18 protein-coding genes are annotated in these 25,649 nt (G+C 66.3%); 8 read left to right on the top strand and 10 right to left on the bottom strand.

Translation table 11 applies throughout. The annotated features are described in order from the left end of the window. Positions 1–193 precede the first annotated feature (193 nt). Positions 194–5,659 carry a carboxyl transferase domain-containing protein gene (locus AB0N05_RS33445; RefSeq protein WP_364701392.1) on the top strand — a complete coding sequence of 1,822 codons (5,466 nt, stop codon included), beginning with the start codon at positions 194–196 and terminating at the stop codon, positions 5,657–5,659. Between the two features lie 122 nt (positions 5,660–5,781). On the opposite strand, the gene AB0N05_RS33450 is transcribed toward AB0N05_RS33445, so the two are convergent. Continuing rightward, entirely contained in the window at positions 5,782–6,570 is a 789-nt protein-coding gene (locus AB0N05_RS33450; protein ID WP_364701394.1) for a hypothetical protein, read from the bottom strand. A 95-nt stretch (positions 6,571–6,665) separates the two neighbouring features. Beyond that, complete coding sequence (locus AB0N05_RS33455) at positions 6,666–7,370, bottom strand: VIT family protein (RefSeq protein ID WP_364701686.1); 705 nt, start codon at positions 7,368–7,370, stop codon at positions 6,666–6,668. Positions 7,371–7,642: 272 nt separating this feature from the next. On the opposite strand from AB0N05_RS33455, the gene AB0N05_RS33460 reads away from it, so the two are divergent. Further along, the gene (locus AB0N05_RS33460) at positions 7,643–9,457 is read left to right on the top strand and encodes a serine/threonine-protein kinase (protein WP_364701396.1); all 1,815 of its coding nucleotides are present in this window, start codon (positions 7,643–7,645) and stop codon (positions 9,455–9,457) included. 32 nt (positions 9,458–9,489) lie between these two features. Here the strand turns inward: AB0N05_RS33460 and AB0N05_RS33465 are convergent, their stop codons facing one another. Then, the gene (locus AB0N05_RS33465; RefSeq protein WP_364701398.1) at positions 9,490–9,969 is read right to left on the bottom strand and encodes a hypothetical protein; all 480 of its coding nucleotides are present in this window, start codon (positions 9,967–9,969) and stop codon (positions 9,490–9,492) included. A 150-nt stretch (positions 9,970–10,119) separates the two neighbouring features. Between AB0N05_RS33465 and AB0N05_RS33470 the strand changes: the two genes are divergently transcribed. Next, positions 10,120–10,923 (top strand): hypothetical protein, encoded by an 804-nt coding sequence (locus AB0N05_RS33470; RefSeq protein WP_364701400.1) that lies wholly within the window; start codon positions 10,120–10,122, stop codon positions 10,921–10,923. A 16-nt stretch (positions 10,924–10,939) separates the two neighbouring features. On the opposite strand, the gene AB0N05_RS33475 is transcribed toward AB0N05_RS33470, so the two are convergent. Further along, entirely contained in the window at positions 10,940–11,362 is a 423-nt protein-coding gene (locus AB0N05_RS33475) for a hypothetical protein (RefSeq protein WP_364701402.1), read from the bottom strand. An 84-nt stretch (positions 11,363–11,446) separates the two neighbouring features. Then, positions 11,447–13,099, bottom strand: coding sequence for an amidohydrolase (locus tag AB0N05_RS33480; protein ID WP_364701404.1), 1,653 nt, complete (start codon positions 13,097–13,099; stop codon positions 11,447–11,449). Between the two features lie 182 nt (positions 13,100–13,281). Between AB0N05_RS33480 and AB0N05_RS33485 the strand changes: the two genes are divergently transcribed. Next, a complete protein-coding gene (locus AB0N05_RS33485; protein ID WP_364701406.1) occupies positions 13,282–13,887 on the top strand; it encodes a dihydrofolate reductase family protein in 606 nt (201 codons plus the stop codon). Positions 13,888–13,889: 2 nt separating this feature from the next. On the opposite strand, the gene AB0N05_RS33490 is transcribed toward AB0N05_RS33485, so the two are convergent. Both AB0N05_RS33490 and AB0N05_RS33495 read right to left on the bottom strand, forming a co-directional pair. Next, positions 13,890–14,273, bottom strand: a complete 384-nt coding sequence (locus tag AB0N05_RS33490; protein WP_364701409.1) for a hypothetical protein — start codon at positions 14,271–14,273, stop codon at positions 13,890–13,892. A 76-nt stretch (positions 14,274–14,349) separates the two neighbouring features. Next, entirely contained in the window at positions 14,350–15,357 is a 1,008-nt protein-coding gene (locus AB0N05_RS33495; RefSeq protein WP_364701689.1) for an LLM class flavin-dependent oxidoreductase, read from the bottom strand. 195 nt (positions 15,358–15,552) lie between these two features. Between AB0N05_RS33495 and AB0N05_RS33500 the strand changes: the two genes are divergently transcribed. Continuing rightward, positions 15,553–16,503: a LysR substrate-binding domain-containing protein gene (locus AB0N05_RS33500; RefSeq protein ID WP_364701411.1), complete on the top strand. Its 951-nt coding sequence runs from the start codon at positions 15,553–15,555 to the stop codon at positions 16,501–16,503. On the opposite strand, the gene AB0N05_RS33505 is transcribed toward AB0N05_RS33500, so the two are convergent. Then, complete coding sequence (locus AB0N05_RS33505; RefSeq protein ID WP_364701413.1) at positions 16,455–17,357, bottom strand: serine hydrolase; 903 nt, start codon at positions 17,355–17,357, stop codon at positions 16,455–16,457. The genes AB0N05_RS33500 and AB0N05_RS33505 overlap by 49 nt on opposite strands. Before the next feature lie 192 nt (positions 17,358–17,549). On the opposite strand from AB0N05_RS33505, the gene AB0N05_RS33510 reads away from it, so the two are divergent. Together AB0N05_RS33510 and bla are read left to right on the top strand one after the other, a co-directional pair. Beyond that, positions 17,550–19,280, top strand: coding sequence for a penicillin-binding transpeptidase domain-containing protein (locus AB0N05_RS33510; RefSeq protein ID WP_364701692.1), 1,731 nt, complete (start codon positions 17,550–17,552; stop codon positions 19,278–19,280). A gap of 40 nt (positions 19,281–19,320) precedes the next feature. Further along, a complete protein-coding gene (gene bla, locus AB0N05_RS33515; protein WP_364701415.1) occupies positions 19,321–20,247 on the top strand; it encodes a class A beta-lactamase in 927 nt (308 codons plus the stop codon). A gap of 1,292 nt (positions 20,248–21,539) precedes the next feature. Here the strand turns inward: bla and AB0N05_RS33520 are convergent. Together AB0N05_RS33520 and AB0N05_RS33525 are read right to left on the bottom strand one after the other, a co-directional pair. Beyond that, complete coding sequence (locus tag AB0N05_RS33520; RefSeq protein WP_364701417.1) at positions 21,540–23,015, bottom strand: DUF222 domain-containing protein; 1,476 nt, start codon at positions 23,013–23,015, stop codon at positions 21,540–21,542. A gap of 206 nt (positions 23,016–23,221) precedes the next feature. Further along, complete coding sequence (locus AB0N05_RS33525) at positions 23,222–24,706, bottom strand: alpha/beta hydrolase (protein ID WP_364701419.1); 1,485 nt, start codon at positions 24,704–24,706, stop codon at positions 23,222–23,224. A gap of 384 nt (positions 24,707–25,090) precedes the next feature. Between AB0N05_RS33525 and AB0N05_RS33530 the strand changes: the two genes are divergently transcribed. Next, positions 25,091–25,633, top strand: a complete 543-nt coding sequence (locus AB0N05_RS33530; RefSeq protein WP_364701421.1) for a hypothetical protein — start codon at positions 25,091–25,093, stop codon at positions 25,631–25,633. The last annotated feature ends 16 nt before the right edge of the window (positions 25,634–25,649 follow it).

Consider the following 25,649-nt stretch of genomic DNA (forward strand, 5'->3'; position numbering starts at 1 on the left):
GCTTTCGCAAGCTACCGCCATCCGATTAATGACCTGGCGAAATACCGCGATATCCACAGAAGACTCTCAACATACGGGTCGGTAACCCACGCTCGCGGTGCACATTCGGGGGTCCGCGGTGCACACTTACGCGGAATCGGGAGTCGGAAGTTCTCGCCCGACCGGGCCGAATGCTGTGGAAAGGAGCCGGCGAGTGTTCAAACGCATCGCCATCGTGAACCGGGGAGAGGCCGCTATGCGGCTCATCCACGCTGCCCGAGACCTGGCAGCCGAAACCGGTCAGCAGATCGAAACTGTCGCCCTGTACACCGATGTCGATCGGAACGCGACCTTCGTGCGCGAGGCCGACATCGCCTATGACCTCGGTCCCGCCTCCGCGCGCCCCTACCTGGACCTGAAGGTCCTCGAGGCCGCCCTGGTCGCGACCGAGGCCGATTCCGCTTGGGTCGGTTGGGGATTCGTCGCCGAAGACCCCGCCTTCGCGGAACTATGCGCACAGATCGGGGTGACCTTCATCGGTCCGAGCCCCGAGGCCATGCGCAAGCTCGGCGACAAGATCGGCGCCAAGCTGATCGCCGAAGAGGTCGGTGTGCCGGTCGCGCCCTGGAGTCGCGGTGGGGTAGACACCGTCGAGGACGCCATCGCGTCGGCGGCCGAGATCGGGTATCCGCTGATGCTCAAGGCCACCGCCGGTGGCGGCGGGCGCGGCATCCGCATGGTCACCGATGAGGCCGAGCTGGTCGATGCCTATGAGCGCACCCGGCAGGAAGCCGCGCGCGCGTTCGGCAGCGGCGTGGTGTTCCTCGAACGCCTGGTGACCGGTGCGCGGCACGTCGAGGTCCAGGTGATCGCGGACGGCCAGGGCACCGCGTGGGCGCTGGGCGTGCGTGACTGCTCGGTGCAGCGGCGCAATCAGAAGGTCATCGAGGAGTCGGCGTCTCCGGTGCTCAGCCCCGAGCAGGCCGCCGATCTCAAGGCGTCGGCCGAGCGGCTGGCGATCGCCGTCGGTTACTGCGGTGCGGCGACTGTCGAATTCCTCTACCACCCAGGTGACAAGCTGTTCGCGTTCCTCGAGGTGAATACCCGCCTGCAGGTCGAGCATCCGATCACCGAGTCCACCACCGGTTTCGACCTCGTCCGGGCGCAGTTGCAGGTGGCCTCCGGAATCAAGCTCGAGGGCGAGCCCCCGGCCGAACGCGGGCACGCCATCGAGGCCCGGCTCAATGCCGAGGATCCGGACCGGGACTTCGCGCCCGCCCCCGGCCGCATCGCGCGCCTGGATCTGCCTGCGGGCCCGGGCATTCGCGTGGACACCGGCGTCAGCGAGGGTGACACCATCCCCGCCGACTTCGACTCCATGATCGCCAAGATCATCGCCTACGGCCGCGACCGCGAGGAGGCCCTGGGCCGCCTGCGCCGCGCCCTGTTGGAGACCCGGGTCGTCATCGAGGGCGGCGCGACCAATAAGAGCTTCGTCCTCGACCTGCTCATCCAGCCCGAGGTGCTCGACGCCAGCGCCGACACCGGCTGGATCGATCGCGTGCGCACCGAGGGCCGGCTCATCTCGCACAGCCACTCGACCATCGCGCTGGCGGCCGCCGCCATCGATGCGTACGAGGAGGAAGAGCGGATCGAGCGAAACCGCTTGCTGTCCACCGCATCCGGTGGCCGCCCGCAGGTGCAGCACGAGAGCGGACGTCCGCGCGACCTCAAGCTGCGCGGCGTCGGCTACCGCGTGCGCGTGGCCCGCATCGGCGCGCATCGCTTCCGGGTCGGTGTCGAGGCGGGCGGCGATATTCGCACCGCCGATGTCGATCTGCAGCGTTTCGATCGGCACGCCGGGCAGATCGTGGTCAATGGCACCCGCTACCGCCTGATCACCGGCACGCACGGCCCGATCCACATGGTCGACGTGGACGGTGTCACCCATCGCATCAGCCGCGACGAGGGCGGCGTGGTCCGTTCGCCCGCGCCCGCGCTGGTCGTCGCCACGCCATTGCAGGTCGGCGACGAGGTCGAGGCGGGCGCGCCCGTGCTGGTGCTGGAGTCCATGAAGATGGAAACGGTGCTGCGCGCGCCGTTCCGGGCTCGCTTGAAGGAATGCTCCGTTTCGGTCGGCACCCAGGTCGAGACCGGTGCACCGCTCATGCGGCTGGAACCCCTCGCCGATGACGACGAGCCCGCCGATACCGCGGCGGTCGGTGCGATCACGCTGGATCTGCCCGCCGAGACCGTGCCGGTGCAACCGCATGTGCGGGTGGCTCGCGGTCAGCAGGATCTGCGCAGCCTGCTGCTCGGATTCGATGTCGATCCGCACGATGATCGCCGTGTGGTCGATGACTACCTGGCCGCGCGCGAGAGCGCCTTCGCCGACAATCGTCGTCCCCTCGCCGAGGAACTCGGACTGCTGGAGGTGTTCGCCGATCTCGCCGAACTCAGCCACAACCGTTCCTGGGAAGAGGACGGCGGCCACGGGCATGTGCACAGTGCCCGCGAGTACTTCCACACCTATTTGCAGAGCCTCGATGTCGAGCGCGCCGGGCTGCCGGTGTCGTATCAGGAGCGGCTCACCAAGGCGCTCGGGCATTACGGCGTCACCGAATTGGATCGCACGCCCGACCTCGAGGCCGCGGTATTCCGCATCTTCCTGGCCCAGCAGCGTCCGGCCGACACCGTCGCGATCATTACGACGCTGCTGCGGGAGTGGCTGCGTGAGCCGGTGCCGGAGCGTGCGTTGCGCGAACCCGTCGGCCTGATGCTGGAGCGTCTCGTCGCGGCGACGCAGGTGCGTTTCCCCGCGGTCGCCGACCTCACCCGCGGCGTGGTGTACGCCTGGTACGGCCTTCCGCTGTTGCGGCGCAATCGGGCTCGCGTGTACACCAATGTCCGCAAGCAGCTGACCTACCTCGATGCGCATCCGGAGACGCCCGATCGCGTCGAACGCATCTCCGACATGGTGCGCAGCACCGAACCGCTGGTGCGGCTGCTCGGTCAGCGGCTGGTGCGCGGCAGCGCGGACAACACCGCCATGCTCGAGGTGCTGACCCGCCGGTATTACGGCAACAAGGGCCTCACCGGCGTGCACACCCGCGAAGCCGCGGGCTGCACCTTCGTGATCGCCGAACGTAAAGGCACCAGCCTGGTTTCGGCCGCGGTGAGTTTCGATGCGCTCAGCACCGCGCTCAAGGGTCTCGCCGATCTGGCGAGCGGCACGGTGTCCATCGAGGCGGATATCTACCTCAGCTGGGAGCGGCAGCCCGAGGACTTCGATGCCATGGCTGCGGCTTTGCAGGAGGTGCTCGATGTGCACCCGCTGCCGAATCAGGTGCACCGGATCACCGCGACGGTCGCGGGCAGTGGCGGCGCGGTCATGCACCACCACTTCACCTTCCGGCCGTCCGCGACCGGTATGGCCGAGGAACGCCTGATCCGCGGCCTGCACCCGTACATCGCGCAGCGCATGCAGATGACGCGGCTGCGCAAGTTCGATCTCACCCGCCTGTCGTCCTCGGACGACGAGGAGATCTACCTGTTCCGCTGCGTCGCGAAGGAGAACCCCTCCGACGATCGGCTCATTGCGTTCGCGCAGGTGCGGGACTTGGCCGCGCTGCGTGAGCATGACGGCCGGTTGCTCGCGCTGCCGACGGTGGAGAGCACGATCGCCACCTGCCTGGACTCGATCCGGCGGGCGCAGGCGCTGCGGCCTTCGGCGAAACGCTTCCACACCAATCGAATCATCATGTATGTGTGGCCGCCCGCCGATATCACGCGCGCGGAGTTGCAGTCGATCGTCGATCGTGTGCAGCCGACGACCGCGGGCGCCGGGCTGGAGGAGATCCTGCTCATCGCGCGGCATCGCGACCCGGTGACCGGTGATCTGAAGAAGGTCGCCGTGCAGGTCGCCTTCGATATCACCGGCGGCACGCGGGTGACCATCGGGGAGCGCACCGACGAGTCGGTCGAGCCGATCGACGCGTACCGGCAGAAGGTGTTGCGCGCCGGGAGCCGGAACACGGTGTACCCCTACGAATTGACCGATCAGCTCGGCCAGTTCACGGAGTACGACCTCGACGCCGAGCATGCGCTGGTGCGCGTGGATCGGCCGAAGGGACGCAATTCGGCGGCGATCGTCGCGGGTGTGGTCAAGACGCCGACCGCGCAGCATCCCGATGGCATCACCCGCGTGGTGTTGCTCGGCGATCCGACGAAATCCCTTGGCGCACTGTCGGAGCCGGAATGCCGACGGGTGATCGCCGCACTGGATCTCGCGGAGCGCATGCAGGTGCCGCTGGAGTGGTACGCGCTGTCCTCGGGTGCGCGGATCTCGATGGAATCGGGCACCGAGAACATGGACTGGGTGGCGGCCGCGCTCAAGCGGATCGTCGAATTCACCCAGGACGGTGGCGAGATCAATATTGTCGTCGCGGGCATCAATGTCGGCGCGCAGCCGTATTGGAACGCCGAGGCCACCATGCTCATGCACACCAAGGGCATTCTGGTCATGACGCCGGACTCCGCCATGGTGCTCACCGGTAAGCAGGCCCTGGACTTCTCCGGTGGTGTGTCGGCCGAGGACAACTTCGGTATCGGCGGCCACGACCGCGTGATGGGCCCGAACGGTCAGGCGCAGTACTGGGCGCCGAACCTGCTCGCCGCCCGGAATGTGCTGATGTCGCACTATGACCACACCTATGTGGCCCCGGGTGAGCAGACGCCGCGCCGGTCCGAAACGAGCGACCCCGTCGATCGTGACGTGTCCGGTTTCCCGCATGCCATGGCGGACAGCGATTTCCAGACCGTCGGCGAGATCTTCTCCGCCGCCGGTAATCCGGATCGCAAGAAGCCCTTCGATATTCGCACCGTCATGCGGGCGCTCTCGGATCAGGACCACCCGGTCCTGGAACGTTGGGCGGGCATGGCCGACGCGGAAACCGCAGTGGTTCAGGACGCGCGCCTCGGCGGCATCCCGGTCTGTCTGCTGGGCATCGAATCCCGCAGCGTGCCGCGCCGCGGGTTCCCGTCCACCGACGGCCCCGACACCTACACCGCGGGCACCCTGTTCCCGCGGTCGTCGAAGAAGGCCGCCCGGGCCATCAACGCCGCCAGCGGCAACCGCCCCCTGGTGGTGCTGGCGAACCTGTCCGGCTTCGACGGCTCCCCGGAGTCCCTGCGCGAGCTCCAGCTCGAGTACGGCGCCGAGATCGGCCGTGCCATCGTGAACTTCCAGGGCCCCATCGTGTTCTGCGTGATCTCGCGCTACCACGGCGGAGCCTTCGTAGTCTTCTCGAAGGCCCTGAACCCGAACATGACCGTGCTCGCCCTCGAAGGCTCCTTCGCGTCGGTCCTCGGCGGCGCCCCCGCCGCGGCCGTCGTCTTCTCCAACGAGGTCAGCACCCGCACCGCCGCCGACCCCCGAGTCCGCGACCTCGAGTCCCGCGCAGCCAACGCCACCGGCGCCGACCGCGTAGCCCTCACAGCCGAACTCGAAGACATCCGCTCCTCGGTCCGCACCGAGAAGCTCGGCGACGTAGCCTCCGAATTCGACCGCGTACACAACATCCAACGCGCAGTCGAAGTCGGCTCGGTAGACGCCATCATCAGCACCGCCGAAATGCGCCCCCGCATAATCGAGGCCATCCAAGCGGGCCTGCCCGCGTAACACCCACCTTGAAACGAAGGCCCCGGCTCCCAAGCCGGGGCCTTCGTCGTATCACGCTCGTACCGGATCTTGCTTTGTGCGTTGGCCACCACGATTGGTCCGGTGCGCTGAACTCTGGACGCTTATTGATTCCAGGCTGGGCCGGACATCTCGGACAGGATTGTTGTCAGGGTGTCGTCGAGGTTGGTTAGGCGGACTCCTAGGACGTCTGTTTGGAGGATTTCCAGGAGGGTTTCGCGGTCGAGGTTGTCGGTGAGGGCTTGGGCTGCGCCGGAGGATTGGTCGGCTATGAGGCCTATGGTGACCATGCCTACGGTGAGGGGCCAGATGTCGTAGCGGTGGGAGAGGCGGGCGCTGATGTCGAGGGCTCGGGCGCAGGCGAAGGTCAGGGGGACGCCGTCCCAGGTGGCGGCGGTGTAGTTGGTGGGGTCGAGGACGAATTTGCCGGTGATGGCTTTGATTCCGCCCGCGTGCAGCCATAGTCGGTACCACTGGCCGGAGGAGTCGGCTCGCATCAGCGTGACAAGGAGTCGCTGGGTGTTGAGCGGCTCGGGGATGGTTTGCGCAGCGGCCGCGCGCAAGGCCAACTCCACGGTGCTGTGCATCGGGACGCCGACCAAAAAGCCCGGCGCCTGCGGTTTCCGCGATGGTGCCGGTGCCGGTTTCGGGGGGCGTTCAGGGAGTCGGGAGCTGATGGACACGATCAGGACGAGGCCGAGCACGGCTACACCCAATGCCACGCCTCCGGCCTTGAACGCTCCGGTCGAGGCGTCCTTGTCCGAGGACAATTTGGCGATCCCCACGATCATGGCGAGGACGCCGGTGATGCCGAGGATCACTGTCACGTAGGCGATGATCCCTACCAGCAACTCCGCGATGCGCGCGAGCAGGGCCACAGCTTTTTTCGCCATACTTCCTCCGTCGAGCGATCGTACGGTCGACGGGATGCCGCGAATCACAATTGGATTGGCGTTCGATCAACGAACCGAGCTGGGCCGCAGGGGGATCAGAGGGCGGTGCCGACCAGGTGGCCGACCGCGAAGGTGACGGTCATGGCTAGTGCGCCACCGATCACTACGCGCAGGGCCGCTCGGGTGGGAGCTGCCCCGCCGAGCCAGGCGCCCGCGGCACCGGTGATGGCCAGGGCGACCAGGACGGCGACGACCGTGACGGGGACTCGGACGGGTTGGGAGGCAATGAGAATCGCCAGGAGGGGGAGGAGGGCTCCCAGGGTGAAGGAGATGGCGGAGGAGATGGCTGCTTGCCAGGGGTTGGTGAGGTCGTCGGGGTCTATGCCCAGTTCGGCTTCCACGTGGGCGGTGAAGGCGTCGTGGGCGGTGAGTTCTTCGGCTACCGCGAGAGCGGTGGCGGGGGATAGGCCTTTGGCTCGGTAGATGGCGGTCAGTTCGGCGAATTCTTCGTCGGGTTGTTCGGCCAGTTCGCGGCGTTCCTTTGCCAGGAGGGCGTATTCGCTGTCGCGTTGGGTGCTGACCGAGACGTATTCACCCATGGCCATGGAGACCGCGCCCGCGGTCAATCCGGCTATGCCCGCGGTGAGGATGGGGCCGCGTTCGGCGGTGGCGGCGGCGACGCCTACGACGATGCCCGCCACGGAGACGATGCCGTCGTTGGCGCCGAGGACGGCGGCGCGCAACCAGTTGAGGCGGCCGGACAGCCCGCCGTTATGCGGCTCGGACGGATGCGGGGCCATGGCGGCCGACGTCAGGTCCGGAGTCGGCGGTGCTAATTCATGGCTCATTCCGCGAACGGTATCTGTTACCGGCGGCGGCCGCCAGCAATGAAAGGCTCTCCGAAGTGAGGTAATGCATTGCACACCAAGGTATTCCATACCTGATTAGCGACGGTCAGGATTGCCGAGCCGATCCTACGGGGAAATGTTCAGCTACCCCGGGTCGGAGCGATGCGCGACACATGGAGGTGAAATGTCTCTATTGTCGAACTCGCGTCGATCGGAGGGGATAGATGCGCGTCGATCAACTGGTGGCCGGGCGGTATCGGCTGCGGCAGCGGGTCGGATCCGGCGCGCACGGGGCGGTGTGGCGGGCCGTCGATGAGCGATTGCGGCGGACGGTCGCCCTCAAACACGCACTGTCCGAGGAGGGCGAGGGCGGGACCGGGCGGATCGCGGCGCTGAAACGAGAAGCCCGCATGCTCGCCCAGCTCAACCACCCAAACATCGTCACGGTCTTCGACGTCGTTCCCGAGGACGGCGAATGGTGGCTGGTCATGGAATACGTGCCGGGGCACAGCCTGCGCGACCTCGGCGCACTGCCGCCCGAACGCGCCGCCCACCTCGGCGCACAAGTGGCCGGGGCCTTGGAGGCGGTGCACGCCGCCGGGGTCGTACACCGCGATATCAAGCCGAGCAATGTGCTCGTCACCGACAATGATCGAGCCAAACTCGGCGACTTCGGGATCTCGCGCACGGTCTATGCCGACGAAACCCTCACCGGCACGGGCTCATTCGCGGGCACGCTCGGCTATATGGCCCCCGAAATGGCTGCCGAACAGGGCGAGCCCACCGCCAGCTCGGACGTGTTCTCCCTGGGGGCAACACTTTTCGCGACTGTCGAGGGGAAGCCACCGTTCGGCGATTCCGGTCACCCGGCCTCGATCCTGCGCCGGACCATGGACGGCGATATCGACACACCCCGCCGGGCCGGGCCGCTCACCCCACTGCTGACCGACATGCTCCGCACCAGCCCATCCAAGCGTCCCACCGCAGGTCAGGTCCGCGAGCGGCTCGAAGACCTGGCCACTCTTCCCACGACCGCCTCTCGCCACCCGAAGACTTCCGGCAATACTCGCTGGGCAAGGCTTTCCGGCCGCACTCGCTGGGCGACAGCCACCGCGGCCCTGATTCTCCTACTGACACTTCTCGTCTGGATCACGAACGCCCGCCCATTCACCCCCACCCGCACATCGGATGTCCCACAACACCTTTCGGTAATCGGCGACGTCCACTCAGCCGACCCCTGCGCGCTCGCCGATCCGCAGACCGTCGCCCAATTCGACGGCTCCTCCCGGCAGGACCCGGAGGCAGGCGATTTCAACCGCTGCGACATCCTGCTGCATCCGGGCGGCGGCGTGGTGAATATCGCCTTCAGCCTGGAGAATCCGACGCCGGAGACCCCGACCGGTTCCATCGAACAGACCGGCCCCTTCGGACTCCTGCGTGCCGCCGCGCATGCGGATCGATGCTTCCGAATCGTGCTGCTACCCGATCGATTTCAGATCGGCGTGGAAGCCAAGAAGTTCCGCGACGGCCAATTCGACCTGTGCGCGATCGCGGACGCCGCCGCGGCCGGTGCGGTCGATGTGGCGGCGCGTGGCACCCTGCCGCGCCGATCCGCCCTGCGCCCGACGGCCTCGCTGTTCCACGCCGACGCCTGCAATCTCCTGAATCCCGAAGGCCTGTCGCAGTATCCGGGCGTGAATGCCAAGGAACCCGAAATTGGTTTCGGCAATTGGGAATGCCGCTGGCGCAGCACCACCGCGCCCGGCTATCTGCGTATCGGCTTCGATCGCCGCGACCCGATGACCGCGGGCGACGGGCAGCCCATCACGCTGCCCGGGCACACCGGATACCTGCAACTCGATGCCACCGAGGACACCTGCCGGGTCGGCATCGTGCATCGCGAGTACGTCAGCTCCGATTCGACCCGCAAGGTCGAGGTCGTTCAGGTGGTGGTTCAGGGCCCGCAGGCCCCCGAGCGGCGCTGCCAGCTCGCGACCAGCCTGGCCACCTCGGTGGCGGCCGCGATGCCGCCGCCATGACGTTGATCGGTCCGCGCGAAACCGGTTCGCTCTCAATACTTGTCACACGCGTCCATCGCCGTATCCCGTGCCGTTGCCGCCGCATCCTTTGCCGCGTTCATGGTGTCGGCCGTGCCGTGCGCGATGATGAGGTCGACTTCGGCTCGGTACTTGGTCGCGACGTCGCGTAGCAGGTTGGCGATCATTTGATCCGCGTCTTGGGCGAGGGCGGTGCTGATTCGATCCGCGACATTCCGGATCGCTGTGACCGCCGCCGCGGCGGTGGTGTCGACATTGGCTCCGGACCAGCCGCTGCCCGCGTTCAAGGCGTCGACCATCGCGTTGTATGCCGTCACCGCCGCATCGTCATAGGCGCTCAGCGCCATGCACGCCGCGCGCGTCGCCCGCATGCGCGCCACAGAAGTCGCCGCGGCGGACGAGGAAGCATGCTCCTGGGAAAGCGACGTCGCGACCACCAGATTCGGCAAGGCCGTCCCACTGACGGTATCCCCGCACGCGACCACCACCGTCATCCCCAAAGACACTGCGGCAATCGAGAATACGAGACCCAACCTGCCTATTCTTGATGTACCCCGCATGCGACACAGCGTGGCAGCACGGCCGGGGACCGGTCCCGAACCCGGTGCCTACCTTGGATTCCGACGTCGACGACGGAGGTCGGGATGAGTGGATTGCGGCGGCTGTCGGAGAGTCACGACAGCCTGGCCTTCGGGGTGCCCGAATCCGCGACCGGCACCATCTACGCGCTCGCGGTGACCGGCGGCGTCAGCGCGGACCCCGAGGAGGGACGGCGAATCCGGTTCGGGCGCAATCGCCCCGAGGTCGATGTGTGCGTCGGCGGCGACGATCGCAAGGTCAGCCGCTGCCAGGGCCTATTGACCCATCACCTGAACCGCTGGTGGGTAGCCAACACCGGGCGCCTGCCCATGCGATTGCCCGGCTCGCGGACACTGTTCACCGAGGAGGAGCCGATCCCGCTCGACGCCGGATACACCCCGCTGTTCGTCCCCGGATCCGGCCGCCGCGAACATCTGCTGGAGCTGTATGTCACCGGCGCGGAGGAACCTCGCAGGCCCGTCCATCCCGCCGACCCCACCGCACCGCCCCGGACCTGGCAGCTGGCCCCGGCCGAGCGGCTGGCCCTGGTCGTGCTCGCCCAGCGCTATCTCTTGCAGGAGGCCTACCCGCAGCCGATGGCCTGGCGGCAGGCCGCGATTCACCTCGATGACCGCCAGCCCGGCGCCGGGTGGACGCCCAAACGCGTGGAGCACCTGGTCGAACGCGTCCGGACCCGCCTCTCGGCCGGCGGAGTGCCCGGCCTGACCCGCGAAGAGGTGGGCGAACCGGTCGGAAACATGCTGAACCACAACCTGATCCGCGTACTCATGGAAAGCACCACCCTGGTCCCGCCCGACCTGCGCCTGCTCGACTATCGCGGCGCGGATTCGACCGCCGACTTCGGCTGAGGATCGCCCGAGAGCTCTAGGGCACGAAGAAGGACGCGAGGCCGGGGGTGCTGATGCTGCTGCCCGCCGGGGTCATGATGAGCGCGACCTGACCGGAACCGGTGTACAGCGTTGCCGCGGCCGGGATTCCATTCAGACCATTCGACATCTGAGCGGCCCCGGTCGCACCGGTGGAGAGGTTGATCCACTGGATATTCGCGGAAATGCTGCAGCCCCAATTGCCTTGGTCCGCGCCCGTGATCAGCGCCACGCCCGGCTGCTCATCGACAACGGCGACGCAGTGCGCGGCCGCCGCGTCGAAACTCCCGTTCGGGTTTCCGAACGGCGAGATATTGAATTGGAACGGAATGGTGGTGGCCGCAGAGGCCTGACCGGCAAACGCCAATCCCGGGACGGCGACCATGGCGGCACCGAGAGCGAGCCTACGAGCGATCTTCATGGAGAGACCCTTCTATAGGTACGGGGGAACTGTGCCCGACGAATCGCGGCAATCTCGTGGTTAATCGATCATGGGAGGGATTCGTTACGCGACACCGGTCGGTTCGGTCCGTCGCTCATAGTGCGGTGAGGGACCGTACACCTGAATCCCGCCTACGAAGGTGTGCGTCGGATTCAGGTCCCGACGGGCCTCGGCCTCGCAGCTGCCCGGATCCTGATCCCAGATCGTGAGGTCGGCGAGACGGCCGGGAGTCAGTGTGCCGCGCAGATGTTCCTCACGGAGTAGTCGCACGGCATTGGTCGTATGCAGCGCAATGGCTTCGTCATAGGTGACGGCATGTTCGGGCCCTTGCACGCCGATGACGGTCTGGCGGGTGGTCATACCCCACACCGATCGCATGGCACCGAAACGCCCGACGGGAAAATCCGACCCGGCGGTCACGAGTGCGCCCTGGTCGATCCATCCGCGCGCCGGGAACAGCGCCGCGACCCGCTCCGGTCCCCAGAACTCCCGCTCGACTTCGGCGGTGTCGTGCAGCAACGGCTGCTGAATGGTGACCGGAATACCGAGCGCCACAGCCCGCTTGCGTTGTTCCTCGCCCGTGAGGCCGCCATGCTCCATGACCAGGCTGCCAGCAGGCAAGCCCGGATTGCGTTGCAGCACACGCTCATAGATGTCGAGCAGAATCCGCACGGCACGATCGCCATAGGCGTGGGTGCCGACCCGCCAGCCCCGCCGGACCACGGCCTCGATCTGCTCGGTCAGGGTGCCGGGATTGGCCGTCAGCATCCCGCGGAAACCGTGATCGCACGCATAGGGCTCCTCGGTGGCCCCGGCCTCCAATCCACCGTCGAGGACGAACTTCACGCCCCACACCCGCAGCCACGGATCGTCGAGGTACCGCCATTCCTCCATGGCCTCGAGCAAACTCTCCAGCGCGTCCGGCCCGGTTAAACCGAATGCGGCGATCAGCACCCGAACCCGCGTGCTCAACGCCCCCGCCCGCCGCGCCGCCCGCAACGTCCGGAAGTCCTCGAGCGTCACCATGCAGTCCCGGACGGCACCGATACCGGTTGCGGCATAACGACTACTGGCCAGCCGCAGTCCCTCGATGCCCTGCTCCCGATCGGCAGCGGGCAGCAGGCGTTCCACCAGCCCCATCGCATTATCGATCAGACGACCGTTGAGCCTGCCCTCGGCGTCACGGCCGATCACGCCGCCCGCCGGAACGGGCGTGTCCTCGGTGATACCGGCCAGCTTCAAGGCGTACGTATTCACCACATCGTTGTGGCCGCCCCGCTTGACGAGCACCGGGTGCCGATCGGTGGCTTGATCGAGTTCCGCCGCGGTCGGCATCCGCCGCTCACGCAGATTGAGTTCCTGCCAGTTGGTCGTGGTGCGAATCCACTGTCCCTCCGGCGTGATCCGCGCCCGCTCACGAATGAGGTCGAGGAATTCCGCGAGGGTATGCGCCTCGTGCACGGGAACATCGTGCGCACTGTGCCCGGCGAAGATCAGGTGAGTGTGGGTGTCATCGAACGTGGGCAGCACCGTCGACCCGGGCACCTCGAGAACCCGAGTCTTCTCGGATATCCACTGGTCGAGACCATCGGGATCAGGCGACACCGCCACAATGCGATCGCCCAGAACCGCAAGGGCCCGTTGGGGTTCCAGGCCCGGCACCAGGGTGTGCACCGTCTCGGCGCGGATTACCAGATCGGCACCGCTCATACTCATGCTCGTCTCCATACCATTCGTTCTACGAGCCGATGGCTGCTTCGCACCCATGATGCCGTGATAATCCAAGCAATTACGACACCGAGACGGCCCCAGCTCTGGATGACGCCTCGCAGCGCGGCCGATGAATTTGTGGCTCCCGGCCGGTCAAAGCTCGTGACACCCTAGGAAAGGACACCGTCATGTCGGAGCTTCTCGTCGACTTCATCACCTCCCTCGATGGCTACGCATCGGGAGAGGGATGGCCCGGATTCTGGGGCCTCGAGGGCCCGGAATACCTCAAATGGCTCGGTGAGCAGCCCAAAGTCACCTACCTGATGGGAGCGAACACCTACCGCCTGATGTCGGGCTTCGCCGCCGGCGAGGTCCCGAAGGGCCAAGACGAGTTCAGGCCCGAAGAAGAGGCGTCCGTCGATGAGCTCACGCAAGCGTCCAAGGTGGTGTTCTCCTCCTCACTCGAGGACCCACCGACGTGGGCCAACTCCACGCTCGTCCGCGACGACGCCGTCGAGGCGGTCCGCGCCATGAAGTCGAGTGGCTCGGGCCTGCTCAGCACGATCGGCAGCCTGAGCCTGTGCCGGTCCCTGCTTCGAGCCGGACTTGTCGACCGGTTCCGGGTCGTGATGTTCCCGGTGATCACCGGTGCCACGGGCTCAGAACGCATCTACGACGGCTATCCGGACGTTGCACTCGAGATGATCGAGCACCGCACATTCGACGGCCGCATCCAGCTGGTCGAGTACAGGCCCCGCGTGCTCGAGCACCCGCCGCTCGCCGCCCCTGCGTAACGTCACCCGACCTGGATGGTCCCCCAGCAGCCCTTGCCTGCGCTGCCCGACACGGTGGGGGTCATGAGTTCGAAGGGAATCGGGCCCGGCGGCTGCGGGTCGATGGCGACCCAGGCGACGGGGTTGAAATAGGCGCTCGGCAGGATCACGCGGATGTTCAGCGACGGGATTCTGAGGTTTGCTGTGTCGGTGAACAGGAAGGCGGTATCCACCCGGATATTGAATGGGGTGTCCGCCGGTGCGGTGACCCACGTTGTCGAGCAGTAGCCGTTGTGCAGGCCGAGATCCACCGTCGGCACCGGATTCGCGGACGCTGCCGGCGCCCCGGCCACCGCCAGCACAATGGCCGACAGTGCCGTGAGCGCCCCGCCACGAATGCCCCTCATGATCGTCCCCCTTCTGTTCACCGCCGGGAAGCCAGGTAACTAGGAGCGTATCTCTGTACGGCGCCGACTACTCGCGCTATTCGACAGTCGCGGCGGCCGCCTCCATTACCGCGCCGGTGAGCTCTACCGAGCGCACGCGGTCCTCGATGCGGGTGGCGTGGTGAGCGAGGATTAGTTCATCGGCCTGGGCGGAGGAGGCGAAATCTTCCAGGTACGCACGGACTTCGGTGGGGGTGCCGACTGCGGTGTATTGGGTCATCGAGGCGAGGTGGCGGCCGTTGGGGGAGGCCAGGAAGGCGTCGATTTCGTCGTCGGTGTAGTCGATGCCTGCCGCGCCTCGCTTGATGAAGGCTCGGGTGCGGGCACGGTAGGCGATGGTCTTTTGCTCTTGGGCTTCGTCGTGGGATTCGGCGGCGAAGACATTCGCACCGGCGATCACGTAGGGCTCGGCCAGTTGTTCCGAGGGCTGGAATCGCTCGCGGTAAACGGCGGTGGCCTGGTGCAGGGCGTCGGGGGCGAAGTGGGAGGCGAAGGCGTAGGGGAGGCCGAGCTGGGCGGCGAGCTGGGCGCCGAAGAGGGAGGAGCCCAGAATGTAGAGGGGGACAATGCCTTCCGCGCGCGGGACCGCTTTCACACCCGGGATGCGGGAGTTGCCGCTGAGGTAGCCCTGGAGTTCCAGCACGTCCTGGGGGAAGGTGTCCGCCGAGGATGGGTTGCGGCGCAGGGCGCGCATGGTGTTCTGGTCGCTGCCGGGCGCACGGCCCAGACCCAGGTCAATGCGGCCGGGGAACAGGGTCTCGAGCGTGCCGAACTGCTCGGCGATCACCAGCGGCGAATGATTCGGCAGCATGATGCCGCCCGCGCCCAGCCGAATGTTGTCGGTATTGGCGGCGACATAACCGATCAGCACGCTCGTCGCGCTGGACGCGATCGACCCCATATTGTGGTGCTCCGCGTACCAGACGCGCTCATAACCGCTGCGTTCCGCGGCCCGGGCCAGGGCGACGCTGTTCTCGAAACTGTCACGCGCGGTCTGACCGGGTGCGATCGATGCCAGGTCGAGGATGGATAGGGCCGGGGGCATAGGAAATCGCCTTTCGTGGGCTGCGGACACGATGAAATTGTCGGGCGACGCACGGGTCGGGCATCGTCGCGGCAGGTCTCGGCTACTGGAACCTGAGGCGTTCCCTCCACATTCCCGGCAGGTCCCGCACCCAGCCTGACCTGCGGTGCAGACCAGGCGGCGAGTCGGCGATAGCGAAACCGATATCGTCGCCGTGTGGATCCACTACGTCAGCTGCGGTACTTCATCGCCGTCGCCGAAGAGCTGCACTTCGGGCGCGCGGCCGAACGGCTGCGGATTGCGCAGCCCGCCTTGAGCCAGCGGATCCGCAAACTCGAAAATGATCTCGGCGCGCGGCTTTTGGATCGCGACAGCCGCCGAGTCGAGCTCACCGAGGCCGGGCAGATCCTCCTGGCCGAGGCGCGGGATCTGATCGCGCGGTGGGAACGCACGAGATCGCTTGTGGGCAAGGCACATCGGGGTGAGATCGACGCGCTGCGCGTGGGTGTGCCGCCGGAGCTGGCCGGACGAGTGCTGGCCGCCATTCTCACCGCGTTCGAAAGCCGTGAGGTGCGGGTGGATCTTCAGGAGCTGACCACCGCCGAGCAGGTGCGATTGCTCGCCGACCGGCAGCTCGACGCCGGGCTGCTGCAACATCCGGTGGATGTGGTCGGCCTCGAATCGGGCCCGGCCGTGGACACGCCGCTCGGCGTGGTCCTGCCGCGGGATTCACCGCTCGCCGCGCGCGCCTCGCTGACCTTGGCCGATCTCGCTGGTCAGGGCCTGGTGATCTTTCCCCGCGCCGCCGCGCCCGGCCTCTACGATGCGACGCTGCGGACCTGCTGGGAGCACGGTTTCCGGCCCACCTCGGTGCAGCATGCCCGCAATCCCGAATTCGTGCTCGGCATGGTGCTCTCCGGGCGCGGCGTCGCCTTCGATCAGGGCATGGTCGCGCAGAAGGAACCGCGCGTGGTGTGGCGGCCGCTGCCGCCCGGCTCGCTGAGCTGGCGTTTCGCGTTGGCTTGGCCCGCGGCGGCACCGCATCCGCTGGTCCGGGAGCTCGCCGATCTGATTGTCGAAGTCGTGCAGGGCGATGGCGCGTCGCGCCCCGCGCCGATTCAGGAGGTCATGCAGCGGCCCTGGAATGTGGTGTACGGCCGGGCGTGATCGATGCGTTCGATCGCCTGCCGTGCCGCGACGCCGATGGTGTGATCCACCTCGGGCTGCCGTTCCGCAAGATTCTCCGAGACAGTGAATACCGCTACGGCATAACGACTTCCGCCCGGATATTCGACAACGCCGATCTCATTGCGAATACCGGGTAGCGTGCCGGTCTTCGACCAGGTCCGCACATCGGGCCCGAAGCCAGAGGACAGACGATGCCCGAAGATCTGCTGGCGCATGACATCACGCACCCACCGGCACGCGTCGGGATTGCCTGCCAGGTCCTGCCCGATGAGCATGAGCAGGCGGGTCATATCGCGGGGAGTGCTCGCCGTGGTCCGCAGCGGATCCAAGGCCCGCATGCCGAACACACCCTCGGCGCTCACCTCACGGAAGCGCTGCGCGAATTCGAGGGGATCGCGCGCGCCGATGTCCTCCACCATGGTGTGCAGAATGTGCCGCTGCGAGCCCACGATTCGCGTCTCGGTGAGGTCGAGCTCGCGCGCGAGGGAACGCACATTGTCGACGCCGACGCGGTCGAACAGCAGGTCCGCCGCGGTGTTGTCACTCATGGTGAGCGCGAAGAACGCGGCATCACGCAGGCTCAATTCGACATCGTCCAGGCAACCCGCGGTGGCGATCCCGCCGAGCCGGTCCGCGGCCGTGGCCCGCACCCGATCGGTCGGATCGAGCTGACCGGCCGCCACTTGGCGCGCGAACTCCAAGACGAGAGGCACCTTCACAACCGAGGACAGCACCACCGGTTCATCCGCCCCGGACCCGAATTCCCCCTCGCAGTCGAAGCACCGGGCGTGCACCCGACCGCGCGTACCGACCTTCCGGAAGATTTCGTCCACCCCGCCAGCATTCCCGACCGGCGGTTCCGGAGGAAACCGGTCGGGCGGACAAGCCCGCACGCTGCAACGATATTCATTGTCTTATCGGTTTCCACCCGTGTTGGTCTTGGACAGCGGTAGCGCATCCATGTTGGGGTGGCCTACATGGCAAAGTTCAGCACGAGAGCGCTCACCGGTGCCTGCGCGGCGGTCATGCTGGTGACAGCGACCGCCTGCTCGAGTTCCGACTCCGCACACGCGCTGTCCAAGGCGGTGAACGGATTCGCCGACGCCCTCAATCGCGACGATGTGAGCGCGGCCGCCGCGGCGACCACCAACCCGACCCAGGCCACCGACACCCTCGGCAAGCTCTACGACGGCCTCGGTAAGAACGTGAAATTCGAGGTCGGCAAGGTCGACAAAACCGACAGCGGCGGCACCTTCACCCTCGCCGCCACCTGGAAGCTCGGGTCCGACGGCAAGAACGAGTGGACGTATTCGACCACCGGGCAGGCGGAGAAATCCGGCGACGATTGGAAAGTGCGGTGGGATCCGGCGGCTATCGCGCCCGGGTTGAATATCGGTCCGCTGTCCTACAGCACGGTCTACCCGGACCCGGCACGAGTGCTCGACAGCACCGGCGGGGAACTGCTTGCGCAGCAGGTGGTCACGCTGGTGAATGTGGCTCCCGGCGCGGATACCGCGGCCGTGGCGGCGGCCTTGCAGCCGGTTGCACCCGATGTCACCGCGCAGAGTCTGCAAGCGGATCTGGCTGCGGCGCAAGGCAAGTCCATTACCGCGGTGACCTTGCGCCCAGCCGATATCGCGACCGTTCAGGCGGCCCTCACGGCGCTACCGAATGTCACCCTCGCACCGCAGACGCGACTGCTCGCCAGCGATAGAAGCCTCGCGTCGCCGACCTTCTCGGGGTTGAGCGATCTGTGGCAGCAACAGGCCGATGCGGCGGCGGGCTGGGCGGTTCGGGCCCAGGGGACCGATGGCACGCAGCGTGTCGGCGGACCCGACGCCAAGCCCGTCACCGATATCAAGACCACCCTCGATATCGCGTGGCAACGCGCGGCCGAGTCGGCACTGGCGCCGATCACCACGCCCGCAGCAATCATCGCCTTGCAGCCCTCGACCGGAAATGTGCTGGCCATGGCCCAGAATGCGCCCGGTGACGCCCAGGGTCCGATCGGATTGACCGGCCTGTACCCGCCCGGCTCGACCTTCAAAACCGTCACCGTGTCCGCCGCATTGCAGGCGAGCGAGGTCACCCCCGATACCGTGCTTGCCTGCCCCGGTGAGGAGAACATCGAGGGCCGTCAGATCCCTAACGAGAACAAATTCGACCTCGGCCAGGTGCCGCTGCACACCGCATTCGCCAAGTCCTGCAATACGACCATGGGCCGGCTGGCGGTGCAGCTCGCACCGGACGGGCTCACCAATGCCGCTGCGCAACTCGGGCTCGGCATCGACTATGTGACGCCCGGCCTGACCACCGTCACCGGCAAGGTGCCGACCGCCGACACCCCGGCACTGCGCGTCGAAGAGGGCATCGGCCAAGGCAAGGTGACCGCCACACCGTTCGGCATGGCCTTGGTCGCCGCCTCGCTCGCACACGGATCAGTCCCACCGCCGACCATCGTCCAAGGCAAGCCCGGAACCCCCGACAAGCAGCCGCCCGCACTACCCGCCGGAATCGCCGACCAGGTGAAAACCATGATGCGAGAAACGATTACAGGCGGCACCGCCACCGCACTCCGCGACATTCCCGGTCTGCTGGGCAAAACCGGCACCGCGGAATACATCGACGACAAGCACGCCCACGGCTGGTTCGTCGGCATAGACGGCGACCTGGCGTTCGCGGTATTCATCAGCGACGCAGGCAGTTCCGGCCCCGCAGTCGAGGCCGCAGGCCGCATGCTCCGCGCCACGCGCTAACAGCTCTGCTCTTTCCCGTACAACACTGAGAGGGTTTATTTTGTCGTACCTGAAATACCGCGCACTAGTCCCACTGCTGCTCATCGCGCCACTGCTCGCGGCCTGCGACACGAAGTCCGACGCCACCGAGTCCTCGCCCTCCGCATCCTCCACGGCACCAGCCGCCACGATCACCGTGTCCGCCGATGACCGCCTGCGCCCACTCGAACAGGAACACGACGCCCGCCTAGGCGTATTCGCCATCGACACCGGCACCGGCAAAACCCTCGGCTACCGCCAAGACGAACGCTTCGGCATCGGCTCCACCTTCAAGGGCATAGCCTGCGCAGCCCTACTCCGCGACCACCCGCTCAGCACAGGCTATTTCGCCCAGACCATCCACTTCACCCAAGCCGACATCATCCCCAACTCCCCAATCTCCGAAACCCGCATAGACACCGGCATGACAGTCACCGAACTCTGCGACGCAGCCATCACCCGCAGCGACAACACCGCAGGCAATCAACTACTCAAACTCCTAGGCGGCCCCGAGGCCCTCACAGCCTTCACCCGCTCAATAGGCGACCAGGTAACCCGCCTAGACCGCTGGGAACCCCTACTCAACACCAACATCCCCGGCGACGACCGCGACACCACCACCCCCGCCGCCCTAGCCGCCGACTACCGAGCCTTCGTCCTAGGCGACGTCCTCGCCACCCCCGAACGCCAACAAATCACCACCTGGCTCCTCGCCAACAAAACCGGCGACGCCCGAATCCGCGCAGCCCTCCCCACAGACTGGAAAACCGCCGACAAAACCGGCACCGGCGACTACGCCACCGCCAACGACGTAGCCATAACCTGGCCCACCGGCGCAGCCGCCCCCCTCGTCATCGCAATCCAATCCACCAAACTCGACCAAAACGCCCCCGCCGACAACCCCCTCGTCGCAGCAGCAGCCAAGGTCACGGTCGAAACCATCCACTAGCCAAGTAATTACGAAGTTCGCCCAATAGTCGCAGGCGATCAGCGCGTGGTCACGACCTCGATGGTAAGACTCACTGCCGGGGCCAAGCCTGTGAACAGCGCCAACCCGCGGCCAACGGCGGATCCACGGTTGCCGTACGGATCACATACGCGGGTACCCCTGCCTGGACGACGCCCCGAAAATCGGTACGCCCCCCGCGTGCAGCCTGAGTAGCATCGGCGACGCAAGCCAACTGAACCATCGGGGGGAACGTATGAAGAAACTTGCCATGTCCGCTGCAGCAACCATTTTCGCGGCTGGGGTGGTCACCCTCGGCGCACCAGCGGCGAACGCGTTGCCGTCCGACTGCGAGGCGTGGGGGGTCGGTTCCAGCGGCCCCAAGGCATATTGCCGGAGTGGGGACGGATTTTACCGCGCATCCGGTGCGTGCGATGACGGAACCGTGGTGCACAGCGACTGGTATGCGGCGGGGCCGTGGCCGGGCGGCCCGTTCCCAGCGGCATACTGCATGCCGAAGGAAGTCGTCGCCGTGTGGTTCGAAGTGTCTGACCGCCCCGGGAATTGAGCGATCCCCGCCCAATCGTTGTAGGCGGCAGCGGTCTGGTCCAACTCCTTCGGGATCTGCACCAGACCGCCCGACAATGCCGCAATCGCCGTTGGGGACTGTGCGGCGTGCAAGGCGGTAGCGACCTTGCCCCGGCATCGCCAGCAACACCGCGCGACAACCGTTGCAGTAGCGGCAAATCCGGTCGATGGTCTGGTCTGCGGACTAGAGACAGAGACAGAGACAAAAGCGCCTGGACGAGAAGAAACCAAACAAGAGACAAGAAAACAACAACGAAGACCAACGAGCAGCCGTGAAGGCCCTAAGTGGCCCTGCCGCTGCATATTTCGGGGGTAGAACACGTTCAGGGGTACATGAGACTGGTCTAACCGGACAAAACCCCGGCTCATGCCCCCCTCGATGAACAGGCCCCCCGTTGGAGTGCCTCAAGTCTTGTTCTTGTCTTTCTTGTTCTTTGGTTGTTGGTCCCGGAACGGGACCACAACCTTCCAGCCAGGCCGGAATCGCCGGTCGACGGCACCCGATGGGGGAGCTCAAGTCGGGTACGGCAGACGACGCCACCACGCAACAAGCTTTTGTTCTGCCGTTGGCGTACCGCGCTTCCCGAGTCGACCCTCCGGAGCAGCGCGGTTGATCAAAGCGATGGCCGCAGGCCGAGCCGACCCAGGAAACACGAACGCCCGTGCCGCCGACAGCAGCTGTCGGCGTCACGGGCGGTGACGTGTGTTCAAACGGTGGTGCGTTGCCCCAGCCATTGGCGATGGCACAACGCCGCGCGTTCATTACGCGCACGGATCCGCGATTGCGCTTGGGCAAGCAACTCTTTGGCGTGGTGGCGGTGATTCACTCGGGGCGTACCGGTCGGATCGATATGCGCCGGAGCGATCCACCCGGTCCGGCCGGGGAACTGCGAGTCCGCACCCAACTTCACCGTCTTCCAGCCACCCGGCCCGTCATTGACCAAGGCATGGCAGTGATCGCAGGCGAGGGTGAGATTGTCGATGTCCGTCGCGCCACCGTCAGCCCACTCCGAAACATGGTGCACCGCAGTCAAGGTGGCAGGTGCGTTGCAGCCCGGGCGGGTGCAGCCCCGCTCGGCCGCGATCAACGCCAAGCGCTGGGCGGGGTTGGCCAGGCGCTGTCCGCGTCCCAGGTGCAGCGGCATCCCGGTGTGGTCGAAGAGTGCCAGGAACGGCATCGCCTGCTCAGCGAGCTGCAATGCCTGCGGGATCGACACCGTGCCCCCGGACGCGGTGGTGACCACCCCGGCGGCCTGCTCCAACTCGGCCACACTCATCGTGAACACCGCCGACACCGGCAAACCCCGATGTGAACCGAGTGCACTCGGCCCCATTTCCGGGCGCAGGAACCCCAGCAGCGCATCATGATTGCGTTGCGCGGCTGACCGATTGTCCCGTGCGGCGGCCTCTTCGACCTGCTCGCGCGGCACCGAATCATCAGCGGTCCACGGACTCTGCGGATCGTCGGGGTTGCACATGCCCGGGCGCGCCAGCTTGGCGAGCACCGGATCCAGCAACGCCCGCAACGTCGGGGTGATCTCGCCCGTGATCGGGGACATGCCATCGGCACGCTGGCGACCGAGCACGAGCCCGCGCATCCGCGCGCGATCGGTGTCGTCGGTGAGCGTCCCGTCCGGGTCCAGGTGCGCGATGACCCGCTCCCCGACCTTCGACACGTCATCGGGTGTCGCCGACCGCGCGAGTTCGACCAGGATCTGCTCGGCCGCCTCCCGATCCTCGCGCGACACCCCGCGCGGGATCCGATCGGTGACCTTCCCGATCGCACGCGCGTGATCGGCGGAGATCTCCCCTGCGGCTTGGGCTTTCGCCGTGTGCGCCAGCATCGCCTCCAAGGCCTGACCACCGACATCATGCCAGGTCCCCAGCGCCTTGGCGGCCTTCACCCGCGCCACCGCATCCGCGTGCGAAAGCCGCAGGGTTTCCTCCAGGTACCGCACCGGGCTACCCGCGCCGACCCGTTGCGGGATCGAGCGCTCACAGGCCTCGACGATCAGGCGATGCCCGACGGCCGCCAAACGGCGTGTGCTGGTTTCGATCTCGCGCAGCAGCGCGGTGATCCCCGCTTCGGGCACGGCGACCAGGGAGGTTTCGAGCAGGGCGTTCACCGCGGCGGCCAGGTCACTGGCCCCCGCTGTGGTGAATGCTTCGCTGCTCGAACTCATGTGCTAATTCTACCGCGAATGATCAACGCAGAGAAGGGAAAACACCATCTGAACTGCAGATATTCAGACAATCACATTGTTCGCATTCACCCCTCAGTGGCGCTATACAGCCTCGAACTCTCCCTGATCGAGCGGCTACGAACTTACGGAGGTGGTTCTTGTGACGGGCACGAAACGCTATGTCAGCCAGGAATATTTGGGCGGAGTCAGTCCGCGTGGCAGGTGAGGTCGGTGGATGGGAGGGTTCCGTTTCGGAGGTAGGCGTTGACGGTTTGCGTTACGCAGGTGCTGGGGATGGTGACGACGCCGTGCACGATTACGTCTTGGAGGGTGAGCAGCCGGGAGGCGGTCATGGCTCGGTGTAGGCCTACTCCTTGCTGATACGCGGTCAGTGGGTCGCCGGTGGCTTGCAGGATCAGGGCGGGGACCGAATTGTGGACGGCGGTAGGCGGTTCGGTGGGCGGGAGCCAGAATGCGCAGGGGGAGATGTTGTTGGCTAGTGGGCCGAATATTGGTTGGGTGGCGCGGGCGGTCTCGATGGCGCGCCAATACGAGGATGGGTCGCGGGATTCCGAGACATCACCGCAGCGCACGGCGGCTCCCGCATCGTCGAATTCGTCGGTCGGCGTCGCATTGAGTAGATGGCTCAGTTCGGCTTCGAGATTCGGGCCGGGTTGTACGGGCACACCGGCGGCTGCGTCGGCGAGTTGGCGGATCATGGTGGCGAGCGTTTCGAAGGAGCGGGGGCCGAGATTGTCGAACACCACCGTGGGCAGCCAGTGGTCGTCGAGGTCGTAGGTGCCGATCCGGATGGGGTGCCGCGCCGCCTGCTCGATCAGGTTGGTGACGACTGCCCGAACTTCGGAAAGGGTTGCGCCGAGGTGGTATTCGCTGTCGCGGGCTGCGGTCCAGTCGGCCCAGGCGTCGAGCACGGCCTCATCGGCCGCGCCCATATCGGCGAAGGTGCCGATGGCCCAGCGTTCGGGATCGACGGCGCTGTCCAGCACGATCCGATCGCTGCGCTCGGGGAACATCTGCGTGAAGACCGATCCCAGATACGTGCCGTAGGAGAGGCCGAAATAGTTGATCCGGTCCTCGCCGAGAACCGCGCGGATCACATCCATATCGCGGGCGGTATTGCGAGTGGTGATGTACGGCAACAAATCTCCCGCCTCGGCCTGACACCGCGCGGCCAAATCAGCTTGCGCCGCCACGGATTCCTCGAATCCGGTGAGCCCCACACCCGCCGACTGCCCATAGGTTCCGACCGGCCACTTGCAGTCGACCGGCGTCGACCGGCCGATACCGCGCGGATCCATCCCGATCAGGTCATATTGGCTCCACGGATAATCGGGAAGTCCCAGATTCAGATTCACCGTGAACGCCAGCCCCACCCCGCCGGGTCCACCCGGGTTGGACAGCATGATCCCGCGCCGATGAGACGGGTCCGCAGCCGCTACTCGTGAGATCGCGACAGTGATGCTGCGCCCCCTTGGATCCGCGTAATTCAACGGCACCGTCACATCGGCGCACTGCGCACCCGCCTTATCCAGCGTGTCCTCATGGCACGGCTGCCAGTCCAGGCGCTGCTGCGTGAATCGGCTCAGATCACCCGTTTCCGAGGCGGCCGGTCCCGCCCCGGTCGCCCCCTCTGCGGCCACCGCACACACACCCACTGCGGCGGCAACCACCGAAACAACCCACAGCCGAACCCTTTTCGTCCTCACCTGATCCCTTCCCACGACACCACACCCGTCGGAAATTCACAGTAGGAAACCCACGCACCCCTGCCCATCGTGCTAACCCCCGAAATCCACCTCCTGCCCGCACCACCACTTCCAGTTGCACGGTGAGGAGGAGTTACCCGAGTTACCGCATCAGATCAGCGTGGTTGTTCGAAGCAGATGACGTGGGCCGGTTGCACATGGATGCCATCAATGCCACGAAAACCACCTTCCGATAAGGGGCTCCGAAATAGCTGACGACGCGGATCTTCTCGCAGCAAACAGCCAGCTTCGATTTGTGGACGAGTGGGCAGGTCAAGTTACTGGTTAACTACCGGAATGGATGTGCCGATGGAGCGACTGCGAGAGCTGCGCTTCGCCCCGTTGTGGGTTGTTCTCCCGGCCGTATGGGCGGGGCTGTGGGGATACATGGCGGTGACCGGATTCAGTTGGTTCGAAGTTTTTTTTGCGGCCTGCTGCACACCGGTTTTCGTGATCGCCGTGGTGCAGGAGCGCCGACGTTACGGTGGTCGTGAGCGGATGCGCGAGTTCTACGACGCCTTGCATGCACGGCAATTGCCTGCGTTGACGACGGCGGAGGAGGCGATTCGCTGGAACCGATCGATCATCGATGAACGCACCCGCCGCCGCAGCGGACTCGCACTGTCCTGGTTCACCCTGGCAGTCGGGTCGTACTGCGTACTCGTCTCCGCACTCCTCGCGTTGAAATCCCCCTACGTCGGCGGCCTCGACATGCCCATCGTCGGGGCAATCATCATTGCCACCGTCGCCTGGACACGGTTCGCCAACCCACGTGTCCTCGCTGCGCTCGACGCACTGGCCCAGCAGGGAACCGAACATGGATACGGCCACTGGCTCACCTCCGTGAAATGACCAGCAGACCGTGGTC

Source organism: Nocardia sp. NPDC051030 (assembly GCF_040683015.1).
GTDB lineage: Bacteria > Actinomycetota > Actinomycetes > Mycobacteriales > Mycobacteriaceae > Nocardia.